At 60.6% G+C, this 23307-nt stretch carries 22 protein-coding genes; 15 read left to right on the top strand and 7 right to left on the bottom strand.

Going from position 1 to position 23307, the window contains the following annotated elements; all coding sequences use genetic code 11:
* Positions 1-47 precede the first annotated feature (47 nt).
* From JW799_RS09465 to JW799_RS09495, 7 genes are all read left to right on the top strand, one after another.
* On the top strand, positions 48-1070 hold the full coding sequence (locus JW799_RS09465; protein WP_080831850.1) for a sugar-binding transcriptional regulator: 1023 nt from the start codon (positions 48-50) through the stop codon (positions 1068-1070).
* Positions 1071-1176: 106 nt separating this feature from the next.
* A complete protein-coding gene (gene gap, locus JW799_RS09470) occupies positions 1177-2184 on the top strand; it encodes a type I glyceraldehyde-3-phosphate dehydrogenase (RefSeq protein ID WP_080831851.1) in 1008 nt (335 codons plus the stop codon).
* A 248-nt stretch (positions 2185-2432) separates the two neighbouring features.
* A complete protein-coding gene (locus JW799_RS09475; RefSeq protein ID WP_205429509.1) occupies positions 2433-3614 on the top strand; it encodes a phosphoglycerate kinase in 1182 nt (393 codons plus the stop codon).
* A 10-nt stretch (positions 3615-3624) separates the two neighbouring features.
* Positions 3625-4380, top strand: coding sequence for a triose-phosphate isomerase (gene tpiA / locus JW799_RS09480; RefSeq protein ID WP_080831853.1), 756 nt, complete (start codon positions 3625-3627; stop codon positions 4378-4380).
* 1 nt (position 4381) lies between these two features.
* On the top strand, positions 4382-5926 hold the full coding sequence (gene gpmI, locus JW799_RS09485; protein ID WP_080831854.1) for a 2,3-bisphosphoglycerate-independent phosphoglycerate mutase: 1545 nt from the start codon (positions 4382-4384) through the stop codon (positions 5924-5926).
* Positions 5927-5993: 67 nt separating this feature from the next.
* Positions 5994-7286: a phosphopyruvate hydratase gene (gene eno, locus JW799_RS09490; protein WP_080831855.1), complete on the top strand. Its 1293-nt coding sequence runs from the start codon at positions 5994-5996 to the stop codon at positions 7284-7286.
* Between the two features lie 289 nt (positions 7287-7575).
* Complete coding sequence (locus tag JW799_RS09495) at positions 7576-8343, top strand: sugar phosphate isomerase/epimerase family protein (RefSeq protein ID WP_080831902.1); 768 nt, start codon at positions 7576-7578, stop codon at positions 8341-8343.
* Positions 8344-8685: 342 nt separating this feature from the next.
* On the opposite strand, the gene JW799_RS09500 is transcribed toward JW799_RS09495, so the two are convergent.
* On the bottom strand, positions 8686-9297 hold the full coding sequence (locus JW799_RS09500) for a TVP38/TMEM64 family protein (RefSeq protein ID WP_080831856.1): 612 nt from the start codon (positions 9295-9297) through the stop codon (positions 8686-8688).
* A 97-nt stretch (positions 9298-9394) separates the two neighbouring features.
* Here JW799_RS09500 and JW799_RS09505 point away from each other — a divergent pair, with 97 nt between their 5' ends.
* From JW799_RS09505 to rnr, 5 genes are all read left to right on the top strand, one after another.
* The gene (locus tag JW799_RS09505; protein WP_205429510.1) at positions 9395-9604 is read left to right on the top strand and encodes a hypothetical protein; all 210 of its coding nucleotides are present in this window, start codon (positions 9395-9397) and stop codon (positions 9602-9604) included.
* On the top strand, positions 9601-10005 hold the full coding sequence (locus tag JW799_RS09510; protein ID WP_205429511.1) for an alpha/beta hydrolase family protein: 405 nt from the start codon (positions 9601-9603) through the stop codon (positions 10003-10005). Before JW799_RS09505 ends, JW799_RS09510 begins: the two co-directional genes overlap by 4 nt.
* A gap of 359 nt (positions 10006-10364) precedes the next feature.
* Entirely contained in the window at positions 10365-10658 is a 294-nt protein-coding gene (locus tag JW799_RS09515; protein WP_205429512.1) for a DUF3817 domain-containing protein, read from the top strand.
* Between the two features lie 87 nt (positions 10659-10745).
* Entirely contained in the window at positions 10746-10991 is a 246-nt protein-coding gene (secG, locus tag JW799_RS09520; protein WP_080831859.1) for a preprotein translocase subunit SecG, read from the top strand.
* A 115-nt stretch (positions 10992-11106) separates the two neighbouring features.
* On the top strand, positions 11107-13956 hold the full coding sequence (gene rnr / locus JW799_RS09525; RefSeq protein ID WP_420830609.1) for a ribonuclease R: 2850 nt from the start codon (positions 11107-11109) through the stop codon (positions 13954-13956).
* A 217-nt stretch (positions 13957-14173) separates the two neighbouring features.
* Here the strand turns inward: rnr and JW799_RS09530 are convergent, their stop codons facing one another.
* The gene (locus JW799_RS09530; RefSeq protein WP_080831861.1) at positions 14174-15019 is read right to left on the bottom strand and encodes an aldo/keto reductase; all 846 of its coding nucleotides are present in this window, start codon (positions 15017-15019) and stop codon (positions 14174-14176) included.
* A 19-nt stretch (positions 15020-15038) separates the two neighbouring features.
* Positions 15039-16241, bottom strand: coding sequence for an MFS transporter (locus JW799_RS09535; protein ID WP_080831862.1), 1203 nt, complete (start codon positions 16239-16241; stop codon positions 15039-15041).
* 138 nt (positions 16242-16379) lie between these two features.
* Between JW799_RS09535 and JW799_RS09540 the strand changes: the two genes are divergently transcribed.
* From JW799_RS09540 to smpB, 3 genes are all read left to right on the top strand, one after another.
* Entirely contained in the window at positions 16380-16760 is a 381-nt protein-coding gene (locus JW799_RS09540) for a winged helix-turn-helix transcriptional regulator (protein WP_080831863.1), read from the top strand.
* A 115-nt stretch (positions 16761-16875) separates the two neighbouring features.
* Positions 16876-17799 carry an aspartate carbamoyltransferase gene (pyrB, locus tag JW799_RS09545; protein ID WP_080831864.1) on the top strand — a complete coding sequence of 308 codons (924 nt, stop codon included), beginning with the start codon at positions 16876-16878 and terminating at the stop codon, positions 17797-17799.
* Between the two features lie 322 nt (positions 17800-18121).
* The gene (smpB, locus tag JW799_RS09550; RefSeq protein WP_080831865.1) at positions 18122-18598 is read left to right on the top strand and encodes an SsrA-binding protein SmpB; all 477 of its coding nucleotides are present in this window, start codon (positions 18122-18124) and stop codon (positions 18596-18598) included.
* A 222-nt stretch (positions 18599-18820) separates the two neighbouring features.
* Here the strand turns inward: smpB and JW799_RS09555 are convergent, their stop codons facing one another.
* Genes JW799_RS09555 through JW799_RS09570 form a run of 4 tightly spaced genes read right to left on the bottom strand, consistent with a single transcriptional unit; the run spans position 18821 to position 23156 of the window.
* Positions 18821-19618 (bottom strand): PHP-associated domain-containing protein, encoded by a 798-nt coding sequence (locus JW799_RS09555; protein ID WP_205429513.1) that lies wholly within the window; start codon positions 19616-19618, stop codon positions 18821-18823.
* A gap of 44 nt (positions 19619-19662) precedes the next feature.
* Positions 19663-20472 carry an energy-coupling factor transporter transmembrane component T family protein gene (locus JW799_RS09560; protein WP_080831867.1) on the bottom strand — a complete coding sequence of 270 codons (810 nt, stop codon included), beginning with the start codon at positions 20470-20472 and terminating at the stop codon, positions 19663-19665.
* A complete protein-coding gene (locus JW799_RS09565; RefSeq protein WP_205429514.1) occupies positions 20444-22276 on the bottom strand; it encodes an ABC transporter ATP-binding protein in 1833 nt (610 codons plus the stop codon). The genes JW799_RS09560 and JW799_RS09565 overlap by 29 nt, the downstream gene beginning before the upstream one ends.
* Complete coding sequence (locus JW799_RS09570) at positions 22269-23156, bottom strand: DUF8171 family membrane protein (protein ID WP_205429515.1); 888 nt, start codon at positions 23154-23156, stop codon at positions 22269-22271. Before JW799_RS09570 ends, JW799_RS09565 begins: the two co-directional genes overlap by 8 nt.
* Positions 23157-23307 lie beyond the last annotated feature (151 nt).

Consider the following 23307-nt stretch of genomic DNA (forward strand, 5'->3'; position numbering starts at 1 on the left):
GACCCGCATTCGTGCCGACTCCATCCGGCATTTGGGGAGGCCGGAACTTGCAAAGCATCGTCCATATTCAAAAGAAGCTCGTGCCCGACTTGGTGCAAGTCATGCAGAAGCGCTACGAAATTATGCGGCGCATTCTCGTCGCGGGCACGATCGGCCGAAGAACGCTGGCCGCAAGCCTCGACCTGACGGAGCGGACGCTTCGCTCGGAGCTCGACATCCTGCGCGAGCAAGGCCTGCTCGAAGCGGGCGCGGCGGGAATGTCGCTAAGCGAGTCCGGCAAGAAGCTGCTGGAGGAGCTGGAACCGATCGTCAAGGAGCTGTTCGGGCTGTCGGAGCTGGAAGAGGCGGTCCGCCAGAAATTCGGCTTGCGCAAGGTCGTGGTCGTTCCCGGCGATTCCGACGTTTCGGACGACACGAAGAGGGAAATCGGCCGAGCCGGTAGCAGGGTGCTCAGCCAGTCGCTTTCGCCCGGCGACATTGTCGCCGTCATGGGCGGAACGACGATGGCGCGATTGGCCGCCCAATTCAAGGTTTCGGAGCCGCTCGCGGACAACTGGTTCGTGCCGGCCCGCGGAGGACTCGGGGAAAGCGTCGACTACCAGGCGAACACGATCGCTTCGGAGCTTGCCAAGCGAACGGGAGCCCGTTACCGGATGCTCCATGTCCCCGATCATTTGAGCGAGGAAGCGTATCAGTCGCTCATGCAGGAGCCCAACGTGCGCGAAGTGGTCGATATGATCCGCAGAGCCCGCATCGTCGTTCACGGCATCGGCGACGCGATCACGATGGCCAGGCGGCGGAAGCTTGCGAAGGAGACGGTACAGGAGCTGCTCAAGGACGGAGCGCTGGCCGAAGCGTTCGGCTATTACTTCGACAAGAACGGAGCGGTCATTCATCGGATGGCGACGGCCGGACTCCGGCTGGACGACATCGAAGCCGCCGAAACGGTCATCGGCTTGGCGGGCGGCCGCAGCAAGGGCGAGGCGATCGCCTCGGTGTTAAAGTTCGGCCATGACGACATCCTCGTGACCGACGAGGCGGCGGCCGAAGAAGCGTTGAAGAACGGCTAGCCCGAAGGAAGGGCGAGGAAGCCGGTCGAATCGGTGGTCTCGGCGCAATATTCATGCGCTTGACATAGATCAAATTTTAAAACAGATGTTCAAGGAGGAACCATTCATGAGTGTTAAAATCGGCATTAACGGTTTCGGACGGATCGGACGCAACGTATTCCGCGCATCGCTGAACAACCCGAACGTAGAAGTTGTCGCGATCAATGACCTGACGAGCGTTGACACGCTGGCTCACTTGTTGAAATATGACACGACGCACGGCAGACTGAACGCTACGGTAGAAGTAGGCGAAGGCGCGCTGGTCGTCAACGGCAAAACGATCAAAGTATTCGCGGAACGCGATCCGGGCGCGCTGCCTTGGTCTTCCGTAGGCGCTGAAATCGTCGTCGAATCGACGGGGATTTTCACCGCGAAAGAGAAAGCCGAGCTTCACCTGAAAGGCGGAGCCAAGAAAGTCATCATCTCCGCGCCGGCAACGAACGAAGACATCACGATCGTCATGGGCGTCAACAACGACAAGTACGATCCGGCCGCTCACACGATCATCTCCAACGCATCCTGCACGACGAACTGCCTGGCTCCTTTCGCCAAAGTTCTGAACGACCAATTCGGCATCGTCAAAGGCATGATGACGACCGTTCACTCCTACACGAACGACCAGCAAGTGCTTGACCTGCCGCACAAAGACCTGCGCCGCGCCCGCGCTGCCGCAGAAAACATCATTCCGTCCACGACGGGCGCCGCGAAAGCCGTTTCCCTCGTTCTGCCGGAACTGAAAGGCAAGCTGAACGGCATGTCGATGCGCGTACCGACCAAGAACGTTTCCGTTACCGACCTCGTGGCCGAACTGAAAGTGAGCGTCACGGTCGAAGAAGTCAACGCAGCCCTGAAAGCCGCTGCCGAAGGCCCGCTAAAAGGCATCCTGAACTACTCCGAAGAGCCGCTCGTTTCGAGCGACTACAACGGCGATCCGGCTTCGTCCACGATCGACGCCCTGTCCACGATGGTCATCGAGGGCAACATGGTCAAAGTCGTTTCCTGGTACGACAACGAGTGGGGCTATTCCAACCGCGTCGTCGACCTGGCCGCTTTCATCGCAAGCAAAGGCCTGTAATTCGCCTTACAGCTATATAGTCGTTACGGAGAAGAGGAGACGCGTCTCCTCTTCATCCGCGATTCGGGATCGATTGACGGTACCGTCGCCCTTTCCGAATCGGCTCAAAATCGGCTCCAAATAAAACGGGTGCGTCTTGGGAAAGGCTAACGCAGCCGTTTTACTTGGATATAAGGACATTGCCGCGGACTTGTCTTTTTGAGGACGGTTCGCTTTAGAGCACGACCTATCGGGAGGAGATTGGACCTATGAACAAAAAGAGCGTACGCGATGTCGACGTTCAAGGCAAAAAAGTGTTTGTCCGCGTCGACTTTAACGTCCCGCTTGAAAACGGCGCGATTACGGACGACACCCGCATCCGCGAGACGCTGCCGACGATCCGCTTTCTGATCGAGCGCGGCGCCAAAGTCATTCTCGCCAGCCACCTCGGCCGCCCGAAGGGCGCGGTTGTCGAAGAGCTTCGCCTGACTCCGGTCGCGGCGCGCCTTTCCGAGCTGCTGGGCAAGCCCGTCGCGAAAGCCGACGAAGCGATCGGCGACGCCGTCAAGGCGAAAGTCGCGGCTTTGAACGACGGGGACGTGCTGCTGCTTGAAAACGTCCGTTTCTACGAGGGCGAAGAGAAAAACGACGCGGAGCTCGCGAAGTCGTTCGCCGAGCTGGCCGATCTGTACGTCAACGACGCGTTCGGCGCCGCTCACCGCGCCCACGCGTCGACCGAAGGCATCGCGCATCATCTGCCGGCCGTCGCCGGCCTTCTGATGGAGAAGGAGCTCGACGTGCTCGGCCGCGCGCTGAACGATCCGGAGCGTCCGTTCACCGCCATCGTCGGCGGCTCCAAGGTCAAGGACAAAATCGACGTGATCAACAAGATGATCGAGATCGCGGACAACATCATTATCGGCGGCGGTCTTTCCTATACGTTTTTCAAGGCGCAAGGCTATGAAATCGGCCAATCGCTGTGCGACGATTCGAAGCTGGAGCTGACGAAGGAATTCGTCGAAAAGGCGAAAAAGCTCGGCAAAAATTTCTACCTGCCGGTCGACATCGTCGTTTCCGACGACTTCAGCGCTTCGGCGAACACGAAAATCGTCGGCGTGGACGGCATCCCTTCGGACTGGGAAGGCATCGACATCGGACCGAAAACCCGCGAAATTTATGCGGACGTCATCAAAAATTCCAAGCTCGTCGTTTGGAACGGACCGATGGGCGTATTCGAAATCGAGCCGTTCTCGCACGGCACGCGGGCGGTCGCCCAAGCTTGCGCGGACACGGCGGCTTATACGGTTATCGGCGGGGGAGATTCGGCGGCCGCGGCCGAGAAGTTCCACCTGGCGGACAAGATGGACCACATTTCCACCGGCGGCGGCGCGTCCCTGGAGTTTATGGAGGGCAAAGCCCTGCCAGGCGTCGTGGCGCTGAACGACAAGTGAGGTTGAGAAGATGAGCAGAACCCCGATTATCGCAGGCAACTGGAAAATGTTCAAAACGGTTTCCGAAGCGGTCGCTTTCGTGAACGACGTGAAGGGCAAGGCGGAGGTCGCCGGCGTCGAGAGCGTCGTCTGCGCTCCGTTCACGGCGCTTCCGGCGCTCGTCGAAGCCGTAAAAGGCACGTCCATCAAGGTCGGCGCGCAAAACCTGCACTTCGAAGACAACGGCGCGTTCACCGGCGAGATCAGCGGCGTTATGCTGAAGGATCTCGGCGTCGACTACGTCATCGTCGGCCACTCGGAGCGCCGCCAATATTTCAACGAAACGGACGAAACCGTCAACAAGAAGCTGCATGCGGCGTTCAAGCACGGGCTTGTTCCGATTTTGTGCGTCGGCGAAAAGCTCGAAGAGCGCGAAGCCGGCAAAACGAACGAAGTGAACCGCGTGCAGACGGAAGCGGCTTTCGCGGGCTTAAGCGCGGAGCAAGCGGCGCAAGTCGTCATCGCGTACGAGCCGATCTGGGCGATCGGAACGGGCAAATCGTCGACGGCGACGGACGCGAACGAAGCGATCGCGTACATCCGCAGCGTCGTCGAAGGCCTTTACGGCGCCGACGTGGCGGCCAAAGTGCGCATCCAGTACGGCGGCAGCGTCAAGCCGAACAACGTGGCCGAATATCTCGGCCAATCGGACATCGACGGCGCGCTCGTCGGCGGAGCCAGCCTGGAGCCGGCCTCGTACATCGCGCTTGTCGAGGGGGCGAAGTAAGATGAGCAGCGCTCCGAAACCGGTTGCCCTCATCATTCTCGACGGCTTCGGCCTGCGGAACGACGTCACGGGCAACGCGGTCGCGCAAGCGAACAAACCGAATTACGACAAGTACTGGTCCGAATTTCCCCATACGCAATTGACCGCGCAAGGGGAAGCCGTCGGATTGCCGGAAGGCCAGATGGGCAACTCCGAGGTCGGCCACCTCAATATCGGCGCTGGACGGATCGTCTACCAGGACTTGACCCGGATCACGAAGTCGATCCGCGAAGGGGATTTTTACCGCAACGAAACGCTGCTCGCGGCGGCTCGCCACGCCAAGCAAAACGGCAAGAAGCTGCACTTCTACGGCCTGCTGTCCGACGGCGGCGTTCACAGCCATATCGCGCACCTGTTCGCGCTGCTGGACCTGGCCAAGTCGGAGCAGCTTGACGAAGTTTACATTCATGCGTTTTTGGACGGCCGCGACGTTGCGCCGGACAGCGCGGTCGGGTACTTACAGCAGCTGCAAGCGAAGATCGACGAGGTCGGCATCGGCAAAATCGCCACGATCCAGGGCCGGTACTATGCGATGGACCGCGACAAGCGCTGGGATCGCGTCGAGAAATCGTACCGCGCCATGGTGTACGGCGACGGTCCGACCGCCGTCGATCCGGTTCAGGCGGTTAAAGCTTCGTACGAAAGCTCCGTCATGGACGAGTTCGTGCTGCCGACGGTCATCGTCGGCGCGGACGGCAAACCGGTCGGCCTCGTCGAATCGGGCGACTCGGTCATTTTCTTCAATTTCCGTCCCGACCGGGCGATCCAGCTTTCGCAGGTGTTCACGAACGAAGATTTTCGCGGCTTCGACCGCGGCGAGAAGGCGCCGAAGGATTTGCACTTCGTCTGCCTGACGCTGTTCTCCGAGACGGTCGGCGGCTTCGTCGCCTACAAGCCGAAGGAGCTCGACAATACGCTCGGCGAAGTGCTCGTGCAGCAGGGCAAGAAGCAGCTGCGGATCGCCGAAACCGAGAAGTATCCGCACGTCACGTTTTTCTTCAGCGGCGGACGCGACGTCCAGCTGCCGGGAGAGACGCGGATTCTGATCAATTCGCCGAAGGTGGCCACGTACGACCTGAAGCCGGAAATGAGCGCCTACGAGGTCGCGGACGCCGCGGTGAAGGAAATCGAAGAAGACAAGCATGACGCGATCATTCTCAATTTCGCCAACCCCGACATGGTCGGCCACTCCGGTCTCCTGGAACCGACGATCAAAGCGGTGGAGGCGACCGACGAATGCCTCGGCCGCGTCGTCGACGCCGTTCTCGCGAAAGGCGGCGTGGCGGTCATCATCGCCGATCACGGCAACGCCGACATGGTCATCGACGAAAACGGCCGTCCGCACACCGCGCATACGACGAATCCGGTGCCGTGCATCGTGACCAAGAAAGGCGTCGCGCTGCGCGACGGCGGCATTCTGGCGGATGTGGCGCCGACGCTGCTGACGCTGCTGGAGCTGCCGCAGCCGGCGGAGATGACGGGCCAAACGCTGATTCAAAACGCTTAAATCGCCGACGCCGCGTTATCCAGCGGTCCGGACGAAATAAAATACGATTAATAGGAGTGTTTTCACGATGACGATCATTTCCGACGTTTACGCACGCGAAGTCCTCGACTCCCGCGGCAATCCGACCGTTGAAGTCGAAGTAACCCTGGAATCCGGCGCTCGCGGCACGGCCATCGTGCCGTCCGGCGCTTCCACCGGCGCTTACGAGGCCGTCGAACTGCGCGACGGCGACAAGGACCGCTACCTGGGCAAAGGCGTACTGAAAGCCGTCGAAAACGTCAACTCGATCATCGCGCCGGAAATCATCGGTTACGACGCGCTGGATCAAGTGGCGATCGACCGCAAAATGATCGAGCTGGACGGCACGCCGAACAAGGCGAAGCTGGGCGCCAACGCCATCCTGGCCGTCTCCATCGCCGTGGCTCGCGCAGCCGCCGACGCTCTCGACGTTTCGCTTTCCGCTTACCTGGGCGGCTTCAACGCCAAAGTTCTGCCGGTTCCGATGATGAACATCGTCAACGGCGGCGCTCACGCCGACAACAACGTCGACGTGCAAGAGTTCATGGTCCTGCCGGTCGGCGCTCCTTCCTTCAAGGAAGCTCTGCGCACGGGCGCGGAAATTTTCCATGCTCTGAAAGCCGTTCTGAAGGCAAAAGGCCTGAACACGGCCGTAGGCGACGAAGGCGGCTTCGCGCCGAACTTCGGCTCCAACGAAGAAGCTTTGTCCACGATCATCGAAGCGATCGAAAAAGCGGGCTACAAGCCGGGCGTCGACGTGTTCCTCGGCATGGACGTCGCTTCCACCGAATTTTTCAAAGACGGCAAGTACCACCTGGAAGGCGAAGGCAAGTCCTTCACCTCCGCGGAATTCGTCGATCTGCTCGCGAGCTGGGTAGACAAATACCCGCTGATCACGATCGAAGACGGCTGTTCCGAAGACGACTGGGAAGGCTGGAAGCTGCTCACCGAAAAGCTGGGCGACAAAGTCCAACTCGTCGGCGACGACCTGTTCGTCACGAACACCGAGCGCCTGTCCCAAGGCATCGAGAAGGGCATCGGCAACTCGATCCTCGTCAAGGTCAACCAAATCGGCTCCCTGACCGAAACGTTCGACGCGATCGAAATGGCGAAGCGCGCCGGCTACACGGCCGTCATCTCGCACCGTTCCGGCGAATCCGAAGACAGCACGATCGCCGACATCGCGGTCGCGACGAACGCCGGCCAAATCAAAACCGGCGCTCCGTCCCGTACGGACCGCGTAGCGAAGTACAACCAGCTGCTTCGCATCGAAGACCGCCTGGGCAGCACCGCGCAATACGCCGGCAAGTCCGCGTTCTACAACCTGCGCAGCTTCAAGTAATTTCGCTTTTCGAAGCCCGCGCTTGCGATACATTTCCTTCGAAAGACGGATCCGACCGCGTTTACGCTCGGGTTCGTCTTTTTTATTCGAAAAGAATTTCCGGGACAAAGTTCATCGCGGCCTTGGCGGCAATAGGCGGACCCGATCGGTGAACCAAATGCCATAAGAACACGGCCAAAACGGCGGTTTCGCGAAAGAAGGCGTTTCCCTATAATGTGAGGTAGACATGCGCTTCGCCCACGCGGGAAAGCGCACGAATCGAATCGATACGTTCAGGAGGTTTTTTCCGATGAGCAAGCCGCAATTGGGCATTCAGCTTTATTCCGTTCGCGACCGGAGCGAGCGCGATTTTCTCGGAACGATCCGCGAGATGGCGGAAATCGGATATCGCAACGTGGAATTGGCGGGAATTTTCGGCCACTCGGCCCGCGAGGTTCGCCAAACGCTTGACGACGCCGGACTTAAGGCGCCTTCGGCCCATATCGGGCTGCCGTTCAAGGAGCCGGAAAAAATCGGCGAGCACTTGAAGCAGCAGATCGAGATCGCGTTGGAAATCGGACTCAAGCGCTTCATCGTGCCGGCCTATCCGCTTGCGGAAGTGCCGACGGAGGACGACGTGGCGAAATTCGCGGCGGCTTTGCAAGAAGCGGGCGAAACCGTGAAAGCGGCCGGCCTCGAATTCGGCTATCACAACCATGCTTTCGAGTTCAAGACGGTTAATGGCAAAGCAGTCATCGATCATCTGCTGGAGCGGGTTTCCCCGGACTTGCTGTTCGCGGAATTCGACCTCGGTTGGGTTAAAGTAGGCGGCCAGGATCCGGCGGCTTACGTTCGCAAATACGCGGGACGGGTGCCGGTCGTGCACGCCAAGGATTTCAAGGATGACGGCGTCGACACGGAAATCGGACGCGGCTCGGTCGATTGGGATTCGGCGCTCGCGGCTTGCGAGGAAACGGGCGTCGAGTATGTCATCATTGAGCAGGAACGCTACGACGTGAATTCCCTGGAGAGCGCCAAGCTGAACTACGCTTGGTTCAAAGCGCGGGGCTACGAGTAAAGATGCGAAAAAGGTTCGGCCCATTCCGGCAGGCGCTGCGGCGGGCCGGGCCTTTTTTGTTTTGTGGGGGAGCCGAGATAATGGGGGCTGGACAAAAAGGGGAGCAGGCGGACTACATAAGAGGGTGTTGCGGCGGATACCGCCAAAGTGGTGCACGGGGTGCACTACATGAGAGGATGTTGGGGTGAAAACCGCCAAAGTGGTGCACCGGGTGCACTACATGAGAGGGTGTTGCGGCGGATACCGCCAAAGTGGTGCAACGGGTGCACTACATGAGAGGGTGTTGCGGCGGATACCGCCAAAGTGGTGCACCGGGTGCACTACACGAATGGAATTGGCGCGTTAGGCCGAATTTTTTTCCGTTTTCCGCGTATACATCGCTTCAATTTTTTTGCTGATCCATAGCGACGCCGCGATAAAGGCGACGACATACAGCAATTGCAGCGGATGCTCGACGAACCGGGACAAATCGTATCCGATGATCGATACGGACATCACCATAATCGCTTTGCCGAAGGCGATCGCGATCAGGAAAGACCCGAACCGCATGCGCGCCAAGCCCGCCGCGATATTGATGACGACGAACGGACCGACAGGAAAAAGGCTGAGCAAAAAGACGTAGCTGAATCCGTTTCGCCGGATCCAAACCATGCTTTTTTGCACTTTGGGCTTGCGGGCCCAGCGGTCCAAAAAGGGGTGGCCGGCGATTTTTTTCACGATCCAGAACGTCGTCAGGCAACCGGCGACGATGCCGATCCAGGAATAAAGAAAGCCGAGCCACAGCCCGTAAACGGCGGCGTTTACTCCGACGATTAACAGCGTCGGCAGCGGCGGCACGAACGATTTGGCGAACGTAAGGAGAATGCCGGGGAGAGGGCCGAGCGCGCGAAATTGCTCCAGCCAGCTTTTCAGGTCCTCTTCGGTCAAGTTTTTTAAGGTATCGACAATATCCATCGGTGCACGTCCCTCTAAGGATTGAAACGCCGAACGGGCGGCGCGAACCGCTGCGCAACAACAGGCCGCATGCGATCCTAAACAGAGTTTACACTACATGGCACAAGTTGCAAATGCCGACCGGAGGACGACGATGTTCATCGTTCATTCGTCGGCAAGTTCCCGCGAGCGGCCGCTGATCGGAAGAAAGACGGAGATGGCGGAGGAGCGGAAAAAATTTGCGGCGGACCGGAGACGAACCCGAAAGCAGGTATGCAAACGTACGGAGGAGACAAGTCAAAAAAGCCGGGATTCGTTAGAAACATGATCGAGCCCATCGCGGCAAGCTATGAGGAATTTCCGGCATCGGCAGCGTCTGCCGAAGGAATGAAGACGATTCCGATGGATGAGGAGGCGATATTTTGCCGGGTGATTTACCGGCATCCTTACTGTCAACGCGACGGCTACCCTCTGCATATGCACCTGATTTTGCCCGCTCAGCATCAGAAGCCCGAAAAGCGATGGCCGCTGCTCGTTTATGTGCAGGGTTCGGCCTGGCGGAAGCAGGAACTGGACCTGAACCTGGCTTCGCTCTCGTGGGTCGCCCGACGCTGCTATGCCGTCGCGATCGCCGAATATCGCCCGTCCGACGTGGCCCCGTTCCCCGCGCAAATACAGGATGCGAAAACGGCGATCCGTTATTTGCGCAAATGGTTCGGCGAGGATTGAGCAGGCAATCGACGCCGCGCCGCGCGCCGTTCCCGGCATGCGGCGCGGCTTGCGGAAGGCGAGGAGTCCTCCGAAGCGGGGGGCGGGTGCCGGTCGTCACTTGCCGATCCGCCGCCCGTCGGCGGCATGGACCGGATAATGGGACCGGGGGATGCCCCGTTCCGCCATTTCGGTCACAAAATTGCCTCGAATGACGGCGGATTCGGTCTTTTGCGCCGCCTGCGCATTCGCTATTCTGAAAGAAGAAGATCCGCGCCGGCCGGGCCCCGCAAGGGCTGTGCGCCGCCTGCCGCCGCCATCGCGCCGCGGCCTGGCGCACGGCGCCTTCGGTGCCGGAACGCGCGTGACGGGAGGCCAAGATGTCGACTTCTTACCGGCTGTTCAAATGGGTCAGCTACGCCGAAGGCATATCCTTTCTCGTGCTGCTGCTGATTGCGATGCCATTAAAGTATATGGTGGATATTCCCGAGCCGGTCACGGTTATCGGAATGATTCACGGCGTTCTTTTTGCCGCGTACGTGGCCGGGATCGCCTGGATGACGATTTTGCACCGCTGGCGGTTGGTTTGGGCGCTCGGGGCGCTGGCCGCCGCTTTTCTCCCGTTCGGTCCGTTCGTTTTCGAGGCGTTTTTGAAGCGCAAATGGGCATCGTGACCCGTCGCGAAAGCAGGTTGTCACCCAGGTGCGTCTATGGTAGAATAGAAATACTGTTGTCTGCATAGCGCAATGGAGGTGGAAGCAATGGAAGCACTTGAAGTAATCTTGAAAATTTTGCTGATCATTTTCTCGCTTGGCCTGATTACTGTCGTCCTTCTTCAACGCGGGAAGAGCGCGGGGCTGTCGGGCGCCATCTCCGGCGGGGCAGAGCACTTGTTCGGCAAGCAGAAGGCACGCGGCCTGGACCTGTTTTTGCAGCGTCTGACGGTCGGACTGGCGGTCGGCTTTTTCGTTTTGTCGCTGGTCGTAGCCTATGTCGTAAAAGCGTAAATCGGACGGGAACCAAACGGGGAGCGATCGCTTCTCGTTTTTTTTATGCGGTTGACAGGGCGGCTGATCTGATTGCAACCGGCCGAAAGCGTGTATACTATAGCAGGACGAGGTGATGCCGGTGCCATTGTGTACGGAGCAGGAACTGCTCGATTTCATGCGCGAAAGCGCGTATAAACCATTGACGTACCAAGAGCTGGAAAAGCATTTCGAATTGGAGGACGCCGCGGAATTCAAGGCGTTTTTGAAGCTGTTGAACGAACTGGAGCATCAGGGAAAAATCATGCGGACCCGCACGGAGCGCTACGGCGTGCCCGAGCGGATGAATCTGGTGCGCGGCAGGCTGCAGGCGCATGCGAAAGGCTTCGCCTTCCTGCTGCCGGACGAGCAGGACCATCCCGACCTGTATATTCACGCCAACGACTTGAAGGGCGCCATGAACGGCGACATCGTGCTGGGGCGCGTGACGTCGAAGAGCGAAGGCGGCTCCCGGATGGAAGGGGAAGTCGTCCGCATCGTCAGGCGCGCGGTGACCCAGGTCGTCGGCACGTTTGAAAACCACGAAAGCTACGGCTTCGTGCTGCCGGACGACAAGCGGATCAATAAAGATATTTTTGTCCGGCCCGAAGGGTTTCACGGCGCGGTGACCGGGCAGAAGGTCGTCGTCAGCATCATTCATTACCCGGAAGGCCGTTCGGCGGCGGAAGGCGAAATCGTCGAAATTCTCGGCCATAAGGACGATCCGGGCGTCGATATTTTGAGCATCATTCGCAAGCACGGACTGCCGGAAGCTTTTCCGGCGGAAGCGCTGGCCGAGGCGGAGGCCGCTCCGGATACGATCCGGGAGGACGAAATCGCGGAGCAAGGCCGCCGCGACCTCCGCAACCGGGCAATCGTGACGATCGACGGCGAGGACGCCAAGGATCTCGACGACGCGGTCAACGTGGAGCGGCTTCCGAACGGAAATTTGCTGCTCGGCGTCCATATCGCGGACGTCGGCTACTACGTCCGCGAGAAGTCCCGGCTTGACGAGGAGGCGTACAGTCGCGGGTGCAGCGTGTACCTGGTCGACCGCGTCATTCCGATGCTGCCGCACCGGCTGTCGAACGGCATTTGCTCGCTTCACCCGAAGGTGGACCGGCTGACGCTGACGTGCGAGATGGAATTCGAGCCGAAGACGCTGCGGCGGGTTCGCCACGACATTTATACGAGCGTGATCCGCACGGCGGAGCGGATGACGTATACGAACGTGCGCAAAATTTTGGTCGACAAGGATCCCGAGCTGCTGGAGCGCTACGCGCCGCTGGTCGACATGTTCCGACTGATGGAGGAGCTGGCGATGGGGCTGCGGAAGAGCCGGATGCAGCGCGGGGCGATCGATTTCGATTTTCAGGAATCGAAGGTGATCGTGGACGAGGAAGGCAAGCCGGTCGACATCGTGAAAAGGGAGCGCTCCGTCGCGGAGCAGATCATCGAGGAGTTCATGCTTGCGGCGAACGAGACGGTCGCGGAACACTTTCACTGGCTGAAGGTGCCGTTTCTGTACCGAATTCACGAGGAGCCGGACAGCGAAAAGCTGATGACGTTCGTGCAGTTCGCGAGCAACTTCGGCTACGCCGTGCGCGGCAAGGGCAATTCGGTGCACCCGCGCGCGCTGCAAACGCTGCTGGAGGAAATCCGCGACACGAAGGAAGAGACGGTCATCAGCACGATGATGCTCCGCTCGATGAAGCAGGCGAAGTACGACTCGCAAAGCCTCGGGCATTTCGGGCTGGCGGCGGAGTTTTACACTCACTTCACGTCGCCGATTCGCCGGTATCCGGATCTGGTCATCCACCGGATTATCCGCGAGACGCTCGAAAGCGGCGGCATGCCGAAGGAGGACCGGCTCGATGCGCTCGCGCAGCGGATGCCGGATATCGCGCAGCAGTCGTCCGAACGCGAGCGGGTGGCGGTCGACGCGGAGCGCGATACGGAGAAGCTGAAGAAAGCCGAGTTCATGCTGGACAAAATCGGCGAGGAGTTCGACGGCATCATCAGCGGCGTGACGGGCTTCGGCATGTTCGTGGAGCTGGAAAACACGGTGGAAGGGCTCATTCGGCTGAGCGACCTTTCCGACGACTACTACCACTTCCACGAGCTGCACATGGCGCTCATCGGCGAGCGCACGTCGAAAATGTACCGCATCGGCGACGAGGTCCGCATTCGCGTCGCGCGCGTCAACATGGACGACTATAACATCGACTTCGAGATGGTCGACATGAAGCCTCGCCGCGCAGGCAAGATGAACGTCGTCGGCGCCGGAGCGTTCGGGGGCGGCCGCGGCGGATTCGGCCGCAAGAAGCGCGGCCGCCGGGAAGAGCCGGCGGCGTTCGGCGGCGCGGCCGCGGGCGGCGGCAAGCGCCGCAAGGGCGCCGGCGTCGCGGCTGGCGCGGCCGCGGCGGGGCGCAAGAGCAAGCAGCGCCGGGGCAGCGGCGGCGTTGCGCTGGGGGCGGCGCCGGGAGCGGGCGCCGCAGAGCCGCCGCTCCGCGCGAAGCGGGGCGGCAAGGGCGGCTCCGCCGCCGCCGGAGCCGGCGGCGGGAAGGGAGCCGGCCGGCGCGGCGGGCGGCCGGCACCGGCGGAGGCGGCGGAGTTCGCCGTCGAGCCGCCGGTGAACCGCGACTCGGCGGACTACATTCCGCCGGCCCCCGCCCGCAAAGTCGCGCTCGACATGTGGGGCCTGCCGATCCCGCCTGCCGGCCGCCGCTCCCGGAACCATGACGACGATGAGGTCGGGTTCACCGTTTCCCGGGGCCGAAAACGGGGGTCCGGCGAGAGAGCCGCGGGCACCGGCGGATCCGCGGGTATCATCGGTGCCGTCGGTGGCCGGAAACGGAACGGCAGCAAGAAAAAACCGGCCCTGACGCTTGCCCCCGCAGGCGAAAAGGCCGCCAAGCCGTCCAAACGCAAAAAAACGAAAAAGTAGCGAAAACGCAACGTCGCAGAGAGTCGTCCGCTCGTCCGGACGGCTTTTTTTGCATAGACTTGCGTTGCGGCGGGCATGACGTTCCGGTATCCTCAGGCAGGGAGGCTGGTCGGGCGGGAACGAACGACGGACCGATCCGCAAAGCCGAAGCCTCTCCGGGCAGGATCCGCATCGGGAATTCTGCACGGAGAGGCGCAAGGCAAGCGAAAATTCGGTTTTAAAAATCGAAGTTTTCCGGATCGGGACCGACGCGGCGGTTTTCGTTCAAAGCGTCGATGCGCTTCATATCGTCCTTCGCGAGTTCGAAGTCGAAGACGTTCGCGTTTTCGGCGATGCGGGTTTCTTTCGTGGACTTCGGGATCGTGACGACGCCGTGCTGCAGATCCCAGCGCAGAATGATTTGGGCCGCAGTTTTGCCGTACTTGGCCGCAAGCTCCGCCAGCAACGGATGATCCAGCAGCTGGCCTTGCATGAGCGGCGACCAGGCCTCCATTTGGATGCCGCGTTCTTCGCAGTACGCGCGCAGAGGCTCTTGCGTCAACAGCGGATGGAATTCGACTTGGTTGACCATCGGCACGATCTCGGCGCTTTCCTTCAGCTCTTCCAAATGCCGGATTTGAAAATTGCTCACGCCGATCGCCCGGACTTTTCCCCGGTTATACAGGGTTTCGAGCGCCTTCCAGGCTTCCTTGTATTTTCCCTCCACCGGCCAATGGATGAGGTACAGGTCCAAATAGTCGAGGCCCAGCTTTTGCAGGCTCGCCTCGTACGCGGCCAATGTTTGCTCGTAGCCCAGGTCGGTGTTCCACACCTTGGATGTTACGAACAGGCTTTCTCTTGCCAGTCCGGTTTCCGCGAGCGCTTCGCGGATCCCCTGCCCGACGCCGGTCTCGTTTTGATAGATCGCCGCGGTGTCGATGCTCCGGTAGCCGAGCTTGACCGCCGACCGGAGAGCTTTCACGAGCTCGCTTCCTTCTTGAACCTGGAAAACGCCGATGCCAAGCCAAGGCATGTCGACTCCGTTGCGAAGCTTAATCGTATCTTGCAAATGTCGTGCTTTCATTGTTTGTATCCCTCCTTATTTATTGAGAGCCGGCCGAACGGGCATCCCGGTTTTCGAGCGCGCGAGCCCGGAACGTCAGCGCGACGGCGGCTCCGACCATCAAGGCGCCTACCCAAGGCGTATGAATCAGGCCCAGCGTATCCGTTACGATTCCGCCCAGGTACGCTCCGAACGCGATTCCGGCGTTAAAAGCGGCGATGTTGATCGCCGAAGCGACATCCACCGCTTTGGGCACGAACCGTTCGGCCAATACGACGACGTAAGACTGCAGGCCGGGCACGTTCATGAACGCGAGGAGCCCCATCAGAAAGACGGTCGCGAGACTGGCTGCCGGATAAGGCGCGGTAAACGTGAAAACGAGCAGCACGACGGCCTGAACGGAGAACATGACCAGCAGCGCGGACACGGGGTTCCGATTGGCCGTTTTCCCGCCTACGGCGTTGCCGATGGCGATCGCCGCGCCGTACAGCACGAGGATGAGCGCCACCGTTTTTTCCGGAAAGCCGCTGATTTCGTGAAGCATCGGCGACAGATACGTGTAAACGACGAAGGTGCCGCCGTATCCCAGCGCGGTGATGATAAACATCAGCAGCAACCGGCCGTTCGCAATTACTTTCGCCTGATCCCGAAAGGAAACCGACGTGCCCTTGCGCAAACCCGAAGACGGAACAAGGGTCAGATTGGCGAAAAAGGCGACGGCTCCGACAACCGTAATGAGCCAAAACGCGATTCTCCAGCCCAGTTCCTGGCCGATATAGGTTCCCAGCGGCACGCCGGCCACGGTGGCGACGGTCAGGCCGGAGAACATGATCGAGATGGCGCTGGCCCTGCGGTTCTCGGGAACGAGGTCGGCGGCGATGGTCGACCCGACGGACATGAACACGCCGTGCGAGAACGCCGAGACGACGCGGGCGGCCAGCAGCACGCCGATGCTTCCGGCGGACGCGGCCAGGGCGTTTCCGGCGATGAAGACGAACATGATCCAGAGCAGCAGCGTTTTGCGCGGGACGCCGGAAGTCAGAGCGGTCAAAACGGGAGCCCCGAACGTTACGCCCAAAGCGTAGAGGGTTACGGTAAGGCCCGCAGCGGTGACCGATATATGCAAATCATCGGAAATGAGCGGCAGCAGCCCGACGCTGATAAATTCCGTCGCTCCGATGGCGAATGCGCTGATCGCCAGCGCCAGCAGCGCCGGCGCGCTTGTTTTTCGGTTATGCGTCATCTCTCTCTCTCCACTCCATAGGTTGTTGTTGCCGGCCGGCGAATGTTATTATGAATTAAACGGACAATAAATAACAGTACGTACTTTCAAGTGCTATAGGCACCAAAAAGTACCCTCATCCTAAAGGAGCTGTCATCGATGAACTCTAAAAGATACAACATCGGAGTGGAAGCTACGCTTGAAGTCCTCGGAGGAAAATGGAAGTGCGTCATTTTGTGCCATCTGACGTACGGCAAGAAACGGACCAGCGATTTGAAGCGCCTGATCCCGAACATCGCCCAGAAAATGTTGACGCAGCAGCTCCGGGAGCTGGAACAGGACGGCATTATTAAACGGTTCGTGTACGATCAGGTTCCGCCGAAGGTGGAATACGAGCTGACCGAATACGGCTGGAGCTTGAAGCCGATTCTGGACGCGCTTTGCGCCTGGGGAGATTGCCACATCGAACGGGAATACGGGGACAAGTTCGCGGTTCTGGAGGAGAGCGTCCTGACCCGCAAGCCGGAGGAGATCCGCTAAAGGATCGGCCGGCGAATGGCCGCGGCGGGCGCGGAAGCCGATTTACTTTTGAGGGCGTATCCGATAGGATAGAACATGGTGTATTTCAGGATACGGACGAGGGGAAGGATCCGATATGGAACCGAAATTGTATCACGTTCTCGGGGCGAAGCAGTTCAGCCGGCCGGAGCTGGACCGGCTGTTCGAGGAGGCCCGGGCGATGGAGGAAGTCGTGCGCGGCGGCGGGAGCCGGAAATACGAGGGACGGATCATGACGACGCTGTTTTTCGAGGCGAGCACGCGGACGCGGCTGTCGTTCGAATCGGCGATGACCCGGCTCGGGGGAAGCGTCATCGGCACGGAGAACGCGGCGCAGTTTTCGTCGGCGATCAAGGGCGAGACGCTGGAGGATACGATTCGCATCGTAACGGGCTATAGCGACATCATCGTCATGCGCCATACGGAAATCGGAGCGGCCAAGCGCGCGGCGGCGGTGGCCGGCGTGCCGGTTATCAACGCGGGGGACGGAGCGGGCGAGCACCCGACGCAGGCGCTGCTGGACGCGTATACGATCCAGAAGGAATGCGGACGCATCGACGGCCTGCGCATCGCCATGGTGGGCGATCTCGCGTACGGGCGGACGGTGCATTCGCTAAGCTACATTTTGGCCAACTATTCCGACGTTTCGATCTACTACATCTCCCCGGACAACGTGCGCATTCCGGAAAGCGTCAAACGGTACATGGACGAAAAGGGCATCCGCTACCGGGAAACGGCCGACCTGAACGCGGTCGCGGGCGACATCGACGTGCTGTACCAGACGCGCATCCAGAAGGAGCGGTTTACGTCGCTGGAGGAGTACGAGAAGGCTTCCGGCAAATATATCGTCGATCCCGAGCTGATGGACGGCCTGAACCGAAACGCGATCGTGCTGCACCCGCTGCCGCGCGCCGGGGAAATTTCCGAGGCGGTGGACAACGATCCGCGCGCGGCGTATTTCCGCCAGGCCGTGAACGGGCTGTACATCCGGATGGCGTTGATCGACAAGGCTTTGAGCTAGACCTTCGCGACGGATCGTCATCAAGGCAGATTATGCGGGAGCCGGCGAGTGGCCCGCAGGATGAGCCTTCGGCTGCGATTCGTTAACAGGCGAAACGTTCGCGCGGTTAATCTTCGGACAAGTTGATGTTCGGCGTTAACGGGGTTTATCTCTAATGGGGTTAAGGATCGGCGGGGGCGAGGCGCTTGACGAAAGAACGCGATTCGGGCCGGAACCCCGGTTCCCGACGGAGAAGCCCCCTTTGCCGCGGGCGTTCCGGTCGTGGTATAATGAATGTCCGGCTGGCTGCAATTCAATCGTTGCGTGAAGGAGATGGAGCGGAATGGGCAAAAACAGTCAAACGGACAAACCGTTGGCGCAAAACAAGAAAGCGTCCCACGACTACTTCATCGAGGATACTTACGAAGCGGGAATCGTGCTGACCGGCACCGAAATCAAGTCGCTCCGGCGCGGCCGCGCGAATTTGAACGATGCGTTCGCGACGATCCGGAACGGCGAAATCTTTTTGCACAATATGCACATCAGCCCGTACGAGGAGGGCAACCGGGCAAATCCCTCGGACCCGACCCGCGCGCGCAAGCTGCTGCTGCACAAGGTGCAAATTCACAAGCTGCTCGGGCTGTCCAAGCAGGAAGGCTTCACGCTCGTGCCGCTGAAGGTGTACGCGCGCAACGGCTACGCCAAAGTGCTGATCGGTCTCGGCAAAGGGAAAAAGCTGTACGACAAGCGGGCCGTCGCCGCCAAGCGCGACGCGGAGCGCGACATCCGGCGGGCTTTGCGCGAGAAGCAGAAGGTTTAAGATAATCGTTTCATATGCTCAATACAGGGAGCCCTTCCATCGGTCCGAATACGGCCGGGGAGGGCTTCTTTTGATTTCGGCGGGAAACGAGGACGCGGATTGGCGTGAGAATGCGGATGGGCGGTTCGGTGTGGCGCAGCGTGGCTCGGTGAGGCTCGGCGCTACCGTTCCCCGCGCTAACGGCTCGGAGCCGAGCCAACGCCTTGCCCGCGTCCCCGCCTGCTAAACCGCCGACTCGCGGGCGGAAGGCTCGAGCGCGAGCGCTTCGAGCCGGGCGATTTGCTTCAGCAGCTTTTTGAGCATGATGGACGCTTTCACTTGCACCGGCAGCGTCTCGGCGACGCGGATGTCGTAAGCGCCGTCGGCGATGGCCTGCTTCAAGTCCGCGACCGAACGGCACGGACGGCGAAGCTCGTTGTACACGCTGCCGTATTGCAGGCATTGGTGGGTGTCGCTTCCGGCGGTCACCGGCTTGCCGAGCTCGGCGGCGAAGCGTTCCACGCGCCGGCGGTTCGTTTCGCTGCCGTACTCGTACATATCTTTGGCGTTCAGGTCGAAGGCGTCCAGCCGCCGAAGCTCGGACCGGTCCAAATGATGAAGGGGGGTCGATTCCCGGAACGGGTGGGCGCCGATTTTCAGCAGCGGAACCTCCTCGGCCAGCGTCATCAGCTCCGCGAACGGGATGAAGGCGTCTTTTTCCGTAAAAGGTTCGAGCCGGCGCCTGACGTCCAGAATGTGCTCCTTGCGGCCGATCAGCAAAATATGCCCGGTCTCCCGGACGTCCACTTCCATGCCGGGGAAAATTTTGAGGCTGCCGGCTTCATAATGCTCTCCGTTGTAGGGAAACAGCCGGTCCAACTGGTCGTACACGTCGAAAAAATGCCGCGTATTGAAATGCTCGGTCAAGGCCAGGGCATCGAGCCCGTTCGCCTTGGCTTCCCGAAGCATCTCGTCGTAATAAGCGGGCGAAAAGTCGCTCGCTTTGGACAGCTTGGCGTGGGTGTGCAGGTCGATTCGCATGATGCAGCGCTCCTTCTTTTATATAGGGATATGGCTTTGCGGCTTCAGCCCAGCCAAAACAGGACGGCCACGTACGCCGCCGATCCGGCCAAAAACAAAACGTCGCGCGTTCGGAATTTCAGGTGCGACAGCTTGAGCTTTTTGGCTGCCGGATTTTTCAGCCCGTAGGAAAACCCCCGCGTCTCCAGCGCTTCCACCGTCGTGCGGGAACGTTTGGCGGTCGCGAGCATTAACGGGTAAAACGAATAGACGAGCAGCCGCAAATAGTAGGCGCCGAGCCGCCAATAGAGCAAGCCGGGACGCTCCGGCGCTTTGCCGCGCAGCCGATAGGACAGCAGCACGTTGCGGAATTCCTGGAACAGCACCGGCAAAATGCGATAGCCGTAGGACAGGCTGAAGGAAAACGCCGCCGGCATCCCGAGCGCCAGCAAGCCGTCGCTGATTTTCTCCGGATCCAGGCCGGAAAACACCGTGATGCTCGCCAGCGACACGATCGACAGCTTAAGCGTCAGCTTCAGCAGCGGCAAAGCCGAAGAAACATCCCCGCCAAAAAACAGCGACAGCACAAACAGCCACCCCACCTGCCCGATCAGCCCCAGGCACAGCACGACAATGATAAGAGGCGTCACCCGCGACAGCACGGTCGTGACGATCATGAACAGGCACATGCCGGCCAGCACGACATAGCTTCCGACAAACCACGGGACGACGGCGAAAAAAAGATACCAGACGAGCAGCCCGCGCGGGTCGAGCCGCGAAAGCGAGGCATGCCCGGTGCCGTAGGCGGTGTTCATCAGTTCGAACTGAATCCGGTCGAGCGACAGCTTATGGAACCAGTTGCGGACGAGCTGCATGGGGTCGGTCCTCCTTTCGGGCAATCAGGCGAAACAGGCGTTCGGCCAACTCCTCCGGGGAGGCGCATGGCGGCGAGAGCGCGAGTTCCGCCGACAGCTCCAGGCTTTGCGTCAGCGCGAGTCCGGCGCGGCGGATGAGATCGGGATCGGCGAAAATGTCGGCGGGCGTCCCGTCGGCCGCCACGGTTCCCTCGCTCATCACGATCGCTCTCGTCGCCCATCGGCTGACGAGCTGCATGTCGTGCGTGGCGATGATGACGGTGCGGACGTGATGCCGAAGCTCCTCCAGGGTGCCCAGCAGCTCCTCCCGAGTCGCCAAGTCGAGATTGGCCGTCGGTTCGTCCAGCAGCATGATTTCGGGCCGAATGGCGGCGCCGATCGCGAGCGTCACCCGCCGCTGCTGGCCGCCGCTGAGCAGCCGGGCGTCGCGATCCCGAAGCTCCTCGAGCCGGAAGCTGCGGAGCATTTGCTCTACCGTTGCCTCGGCGTCATCGCGACCGCGTTTTTGCAGACTGTAGGCGATTTCCTTCCGCACATGGTCGTCGATGAACATGTCGGACGGGTTTTGAAACACGAACGCCACATGCCCGGACAGCCGTTCGACGGATACGCTTCGCGTGTCGAGGCCGAGGACGGACACGGAGCCCGCGGACGGCCGGGAGATGCCGGCGATGAGCTTCAGCAGGGACGACTTGCCGGCCCCGTTGTTGCCGATCAGCGCGATGCGCTCGCCTTCGCGAATGTCGAGCCGGATGCCGCGCAGGACGGGCCGTTCGTTTTTGCGCACGGTGCGGTAGGTTAAGCCGGCGTCGCGAAAGGCGATGACGGTGCGGCCTTCCCGCGGAGCGCTCGGGCTGCCGTCGTCCGTCCGCACGATTGCATTGACGTTGTCGGACGGTCGATCGGTCGCGCCCGCGCTGCGAAGGAGGCCGGCGAAATACGGCACGGCCGCTTCGGTCGTGACCGGATAAGGCCGCGGGAGCGCCGGGAAAGCCGGCCGGTCGTCCTTGTCCGAAGCGGCTTGCAGCAGGGCATTCAGCTTGGCCGCGGCCTGGGTGGCCTCGGGCGGCTGAATGCCGAGCCGCTCCAGATCGCCGATCCGGTTGAGGGCTTCAAGCGTCGGCAGCTTCCACAGCACGCGGCCCTGCTCCATCAGGCAAACCTCGCCGCAGTAATCGGCGATAAATTCGGGATGATGCTCGATCGCGACGACCGTTTTTCCGTAATCCCGGTTCAGCTTCCGCAGCACTTCGTACACCTGGCGGGCGTGGCTCGGATCGAGCTGGGACACGGGTTCGTCTACGACAAGGACGTCCGGCGCAAGCGACAGCGCTCCGGCCAACGCGAGCAGATGCTTCTGCCCGCCGCTCAGCTCCCAAATGTAGCGGTGCCGAAATTCGCCGAGCCCGCACAAATCGAGCGCCCGGAGCGCGCGGTCCCGGTAATCGGGAAGCCCGTAGTTGAGCGGGGCGAAGCAGGCCTCGTCCAGGACGGTGGGGCGAACGAGCTGGTTTTCGAAGTCCTGGTAGACGTAGCCGACTTTGGCGGACAGCTCGGCAACGCTTTTCTCCTTGGACGAGAGTCCGCATACGTTGACTTCGCCGGCAAAATCTCCCGAATAGTAATGGGGGATGAGGCCGTTGAACAGTTTGCAGAGCGTCGATTTGCCGCAGCCGTTGCCGCCGACGATCGCGAGGAAGCTGCCTTGCTCGACGGCAAGGGTCGCGTCGCTTAGCACCGGAACCTCGGAGCCGGGATACGTAAAGGTGACGCCGGAAATGTCGATGGCGAGAGGCTTAGGCATACGGCACGCCCTTCGGGTCTTTTGGGCCGTTGCGCGTTTTTTTCGCTCGCATGAGGAGGAGAACGGCGACGGCGACGACGGCGGCCGCGGCAATGCTCAGCCAGATGGCGCCGTTTCCGAGGCGGTCGGCAAAGCCGCTGTCCCATTCGCCGAAATTCCAATCCGTTTCGGACAACGCTTCCGCGCCGAACGCGATCAGAGCAAGCGCGATGCCGCCCGCGACCAGCTTGGGCGAAACGACGCCCGCTGCTTCGTAGCGGTCCGTCTTGGCGCGGGGCTTGATGCCGAGCAGCGGTTCGATTTTGCCGTACAGTCTCGGAACGAGATACAGCGTCGGAAGCAGCGCGAACAGGATGCCGGAGAACAGCACGTCGTTCAGGAAGCCGACGCCTTCCGCCAGGACGACGCTTTCGGCGAGCCCAGGCACGGCTTCGAATTCTTCGACGCCGATCCACACTTTGCCGATGTCGACCAGGCTGCTGCACAGCTGGTGAATGACGACGCCGGTCATTGCGGCGATGCCGACCTGCGCGCGGCTTTGCGGATCGCGGACGAGGCGGCCGGCGACGTACATGGCGAACGAGAAGGTCAGAAATTTCTCGAGCTCGCCGAGGCCGCCGAACTGTCCGAGCATCAATTCGCCGAAAATCACTTCGCCCAGCGCCGCGCCGACAGCCGCGTAGAAAGGATGAAACAGCATGCACAGCGTAAGCGGGATAAAGGCGAAATACTCGACGGACAGCTCGACGGGACCGAGCCGGAAGCTTGGGATGAGCTCGGTGAACATGTTGGACAAGCCGTACAGGGACATGGACAGGACGAAAATCATCATTTTCTGCGAGGACGTGAGGGTGTACATGGTTTTGCCTTTGGCACTCATGGGGACCGCCTCCCGATCGGAATTTGTTTTTAGTGTAGAGACGGAGTATTAAATGAAAAGAGGCAATGTGTTAACTGGCTGTAATATTTTTTACATGGTGATAACCGTGAAATATTTCTTACATAACAAACGTTTGCTACGATGAGTAAGG

Source organism: Cohnella algarum (assembly GCF_016937515.1).
In the GTDB taxonomy this organism is placed as follows: Bacteria; Bacillota; Bacilli; order Paenibacillales; family Paenibacillaceae; genus Cohnella; species Cohnella algarum.

What these genes read in the sequence shown, in the direction of transcription:
- JW799_RS09495 (WP_080831902.1), top strand. Translation starts at nt 7,576, where the DNA reads ATGAGCAAGCCGCAATTGGGCATTCAGCTTTATTCCGTTCGCGACCGG.
- JW799_RS09510 (WP_205429511.1), top strand. Translation starts at nt 9,601, where the DNA reads ATGATCGAGCCCATCGCGGCAAGCTATGAGGAATTTCCGGCATCGGCA.
- gpmI (WP_080831854.1), top strand. Translation starts at nt 4,382, where the DNA reads ATGAGCAGCGCTCCGAAACCGGTTGCCCTCATCATTCTCGACGGCTTC.
- smpB (WP_080831865.1), top strand. Translation starts at nt 18,122, where the DNA reads ATGGGCAAAAACAGTCAAACGGACAAACCGTTGGCGCAAAACAAGAAA.
- JW799_RS09565 (WP_205429514.1), bottom strand. Translation starts at nt 22,276, where the DNA reads ATGCCTAAGCCTCTCGCCATCGACATTTCCGGCGTCACCTTTACGTAT.
- JW799_RS09505 (WP_205429510.1), top strand. Translation starts at nt 9,395, where the DNA reads ATGGCACAAGTTGCAAATGCCGACCGGAGGACGACGATGTTCATCGTT.
- JW799_RS09560 (WP_080831867.1), bottom strand. Translation starts at nt 20,472, where the DNA reads ATGCAGCTCGTCCGCAACTGGTTCCATAAGCTGTCGCTCGACCGGATT.
- JW799_RS09570 (WP_205429515.1), bottom strand. Translation starts at nt 23,156, where the DNA reads ATGAGTGCCAAAGGCAAAACCATGTACACCCTCACGTCCTCGCAGAAA.
- JW799_RS09530 (WP_080831861.1), bottom strand. Translation starts at nt 15,019, where the DNA reads ATGAAAGCACGACATTTGCAAGATACGATTAAGCTTCGCAACGGAGTC.
- gap (WP_080831851.1), top strand. Translation starts at nt 1,177, where the DNA reads ATGAGTGTTAAAATCGGCATTAACGGTTTCGGACGGATCGGACGCAAC.
- JW799_RS09515 (WP_205429512.1), top strand. Translation starts at nt 10,365, where the DNA reads ATGTCGACTTCTTACCGGCTGTTCAAATGGGTCAGCTACGCCGAAGGC.
- tpiA (WP_080831853.1), top strand. Translation starts at nt 3,625, where the DNA reads ATGAGCAGAACCCCGATTATCGCAGGCAACTGGAAAATGTTCAAAACG.
- JW799_RS09540 (WP_080831863.1), top strand. Translation starts at nt 16,380, where the DNA reads ATGAACTCTAAAAGATACAACATCGGAGTGGAAGCTACGCTTGAAGTC.
- secG (WP_080831859.1), top strand. Translation starts at nt 10,746, where the DNA reads ATGGAAGCACTTGAAGTAATCTTGAAAATTTTGCTGATCATTTTCTCG.
- eno (WP_080831855.1), top strand. Translation starts at nt 5,994, where the DNA reads ATGACGATCATTTCCGACGTTTACGCACGCGAAGTCCTCGACTCCCGC.
- rnr (WP_420830609.1), top strand. Translation starts at nt 11,107, where the DNA reads ATGCCGGTGCCATTGTGTACGGAGCAGGAACTGCTCGATTTCATGCGC.
- pyrB (WP_080831864.1), top strand. Translation starts at nt 16,876, where the DNA reads ATGGAACCGAAATTGTATCACGTTCTCGGGGCGAAGCAGTTCAGCCGG.
- JW799_RS09555 (WP_205429513.1), bottom strand. Translation starts at nt 19,618, where the DNA reads ATGCGAATCGACCTGCACACCCACGCCAAGCTGTCCAAAGCGAGCGAC.
- JW799_RS09500 (WP_080831856.1), bottom strand. Translation starts at nt 9,297, where the DNA reads ATGGATATTGTCGATACCTTAAAAAACTTGACCGAAGAGGACCTGAAA.
- JW799_RS09475 (WP_205429509.1), top strand. Translation starts at nt 2,433, where the DNA reads ATGAACAAAAAGAGCGTACGCGATGTCGACGTTCAAGGCAAAAAAGTG.
- JW799_RS09535 (WP_080831862.1), bottom strand. Translation starts at nt 16,241, where the DNA reads ATGACGCATAACCGAAAAACAAGCGCGCCGGCGCTGCTGGCGCTGGCG.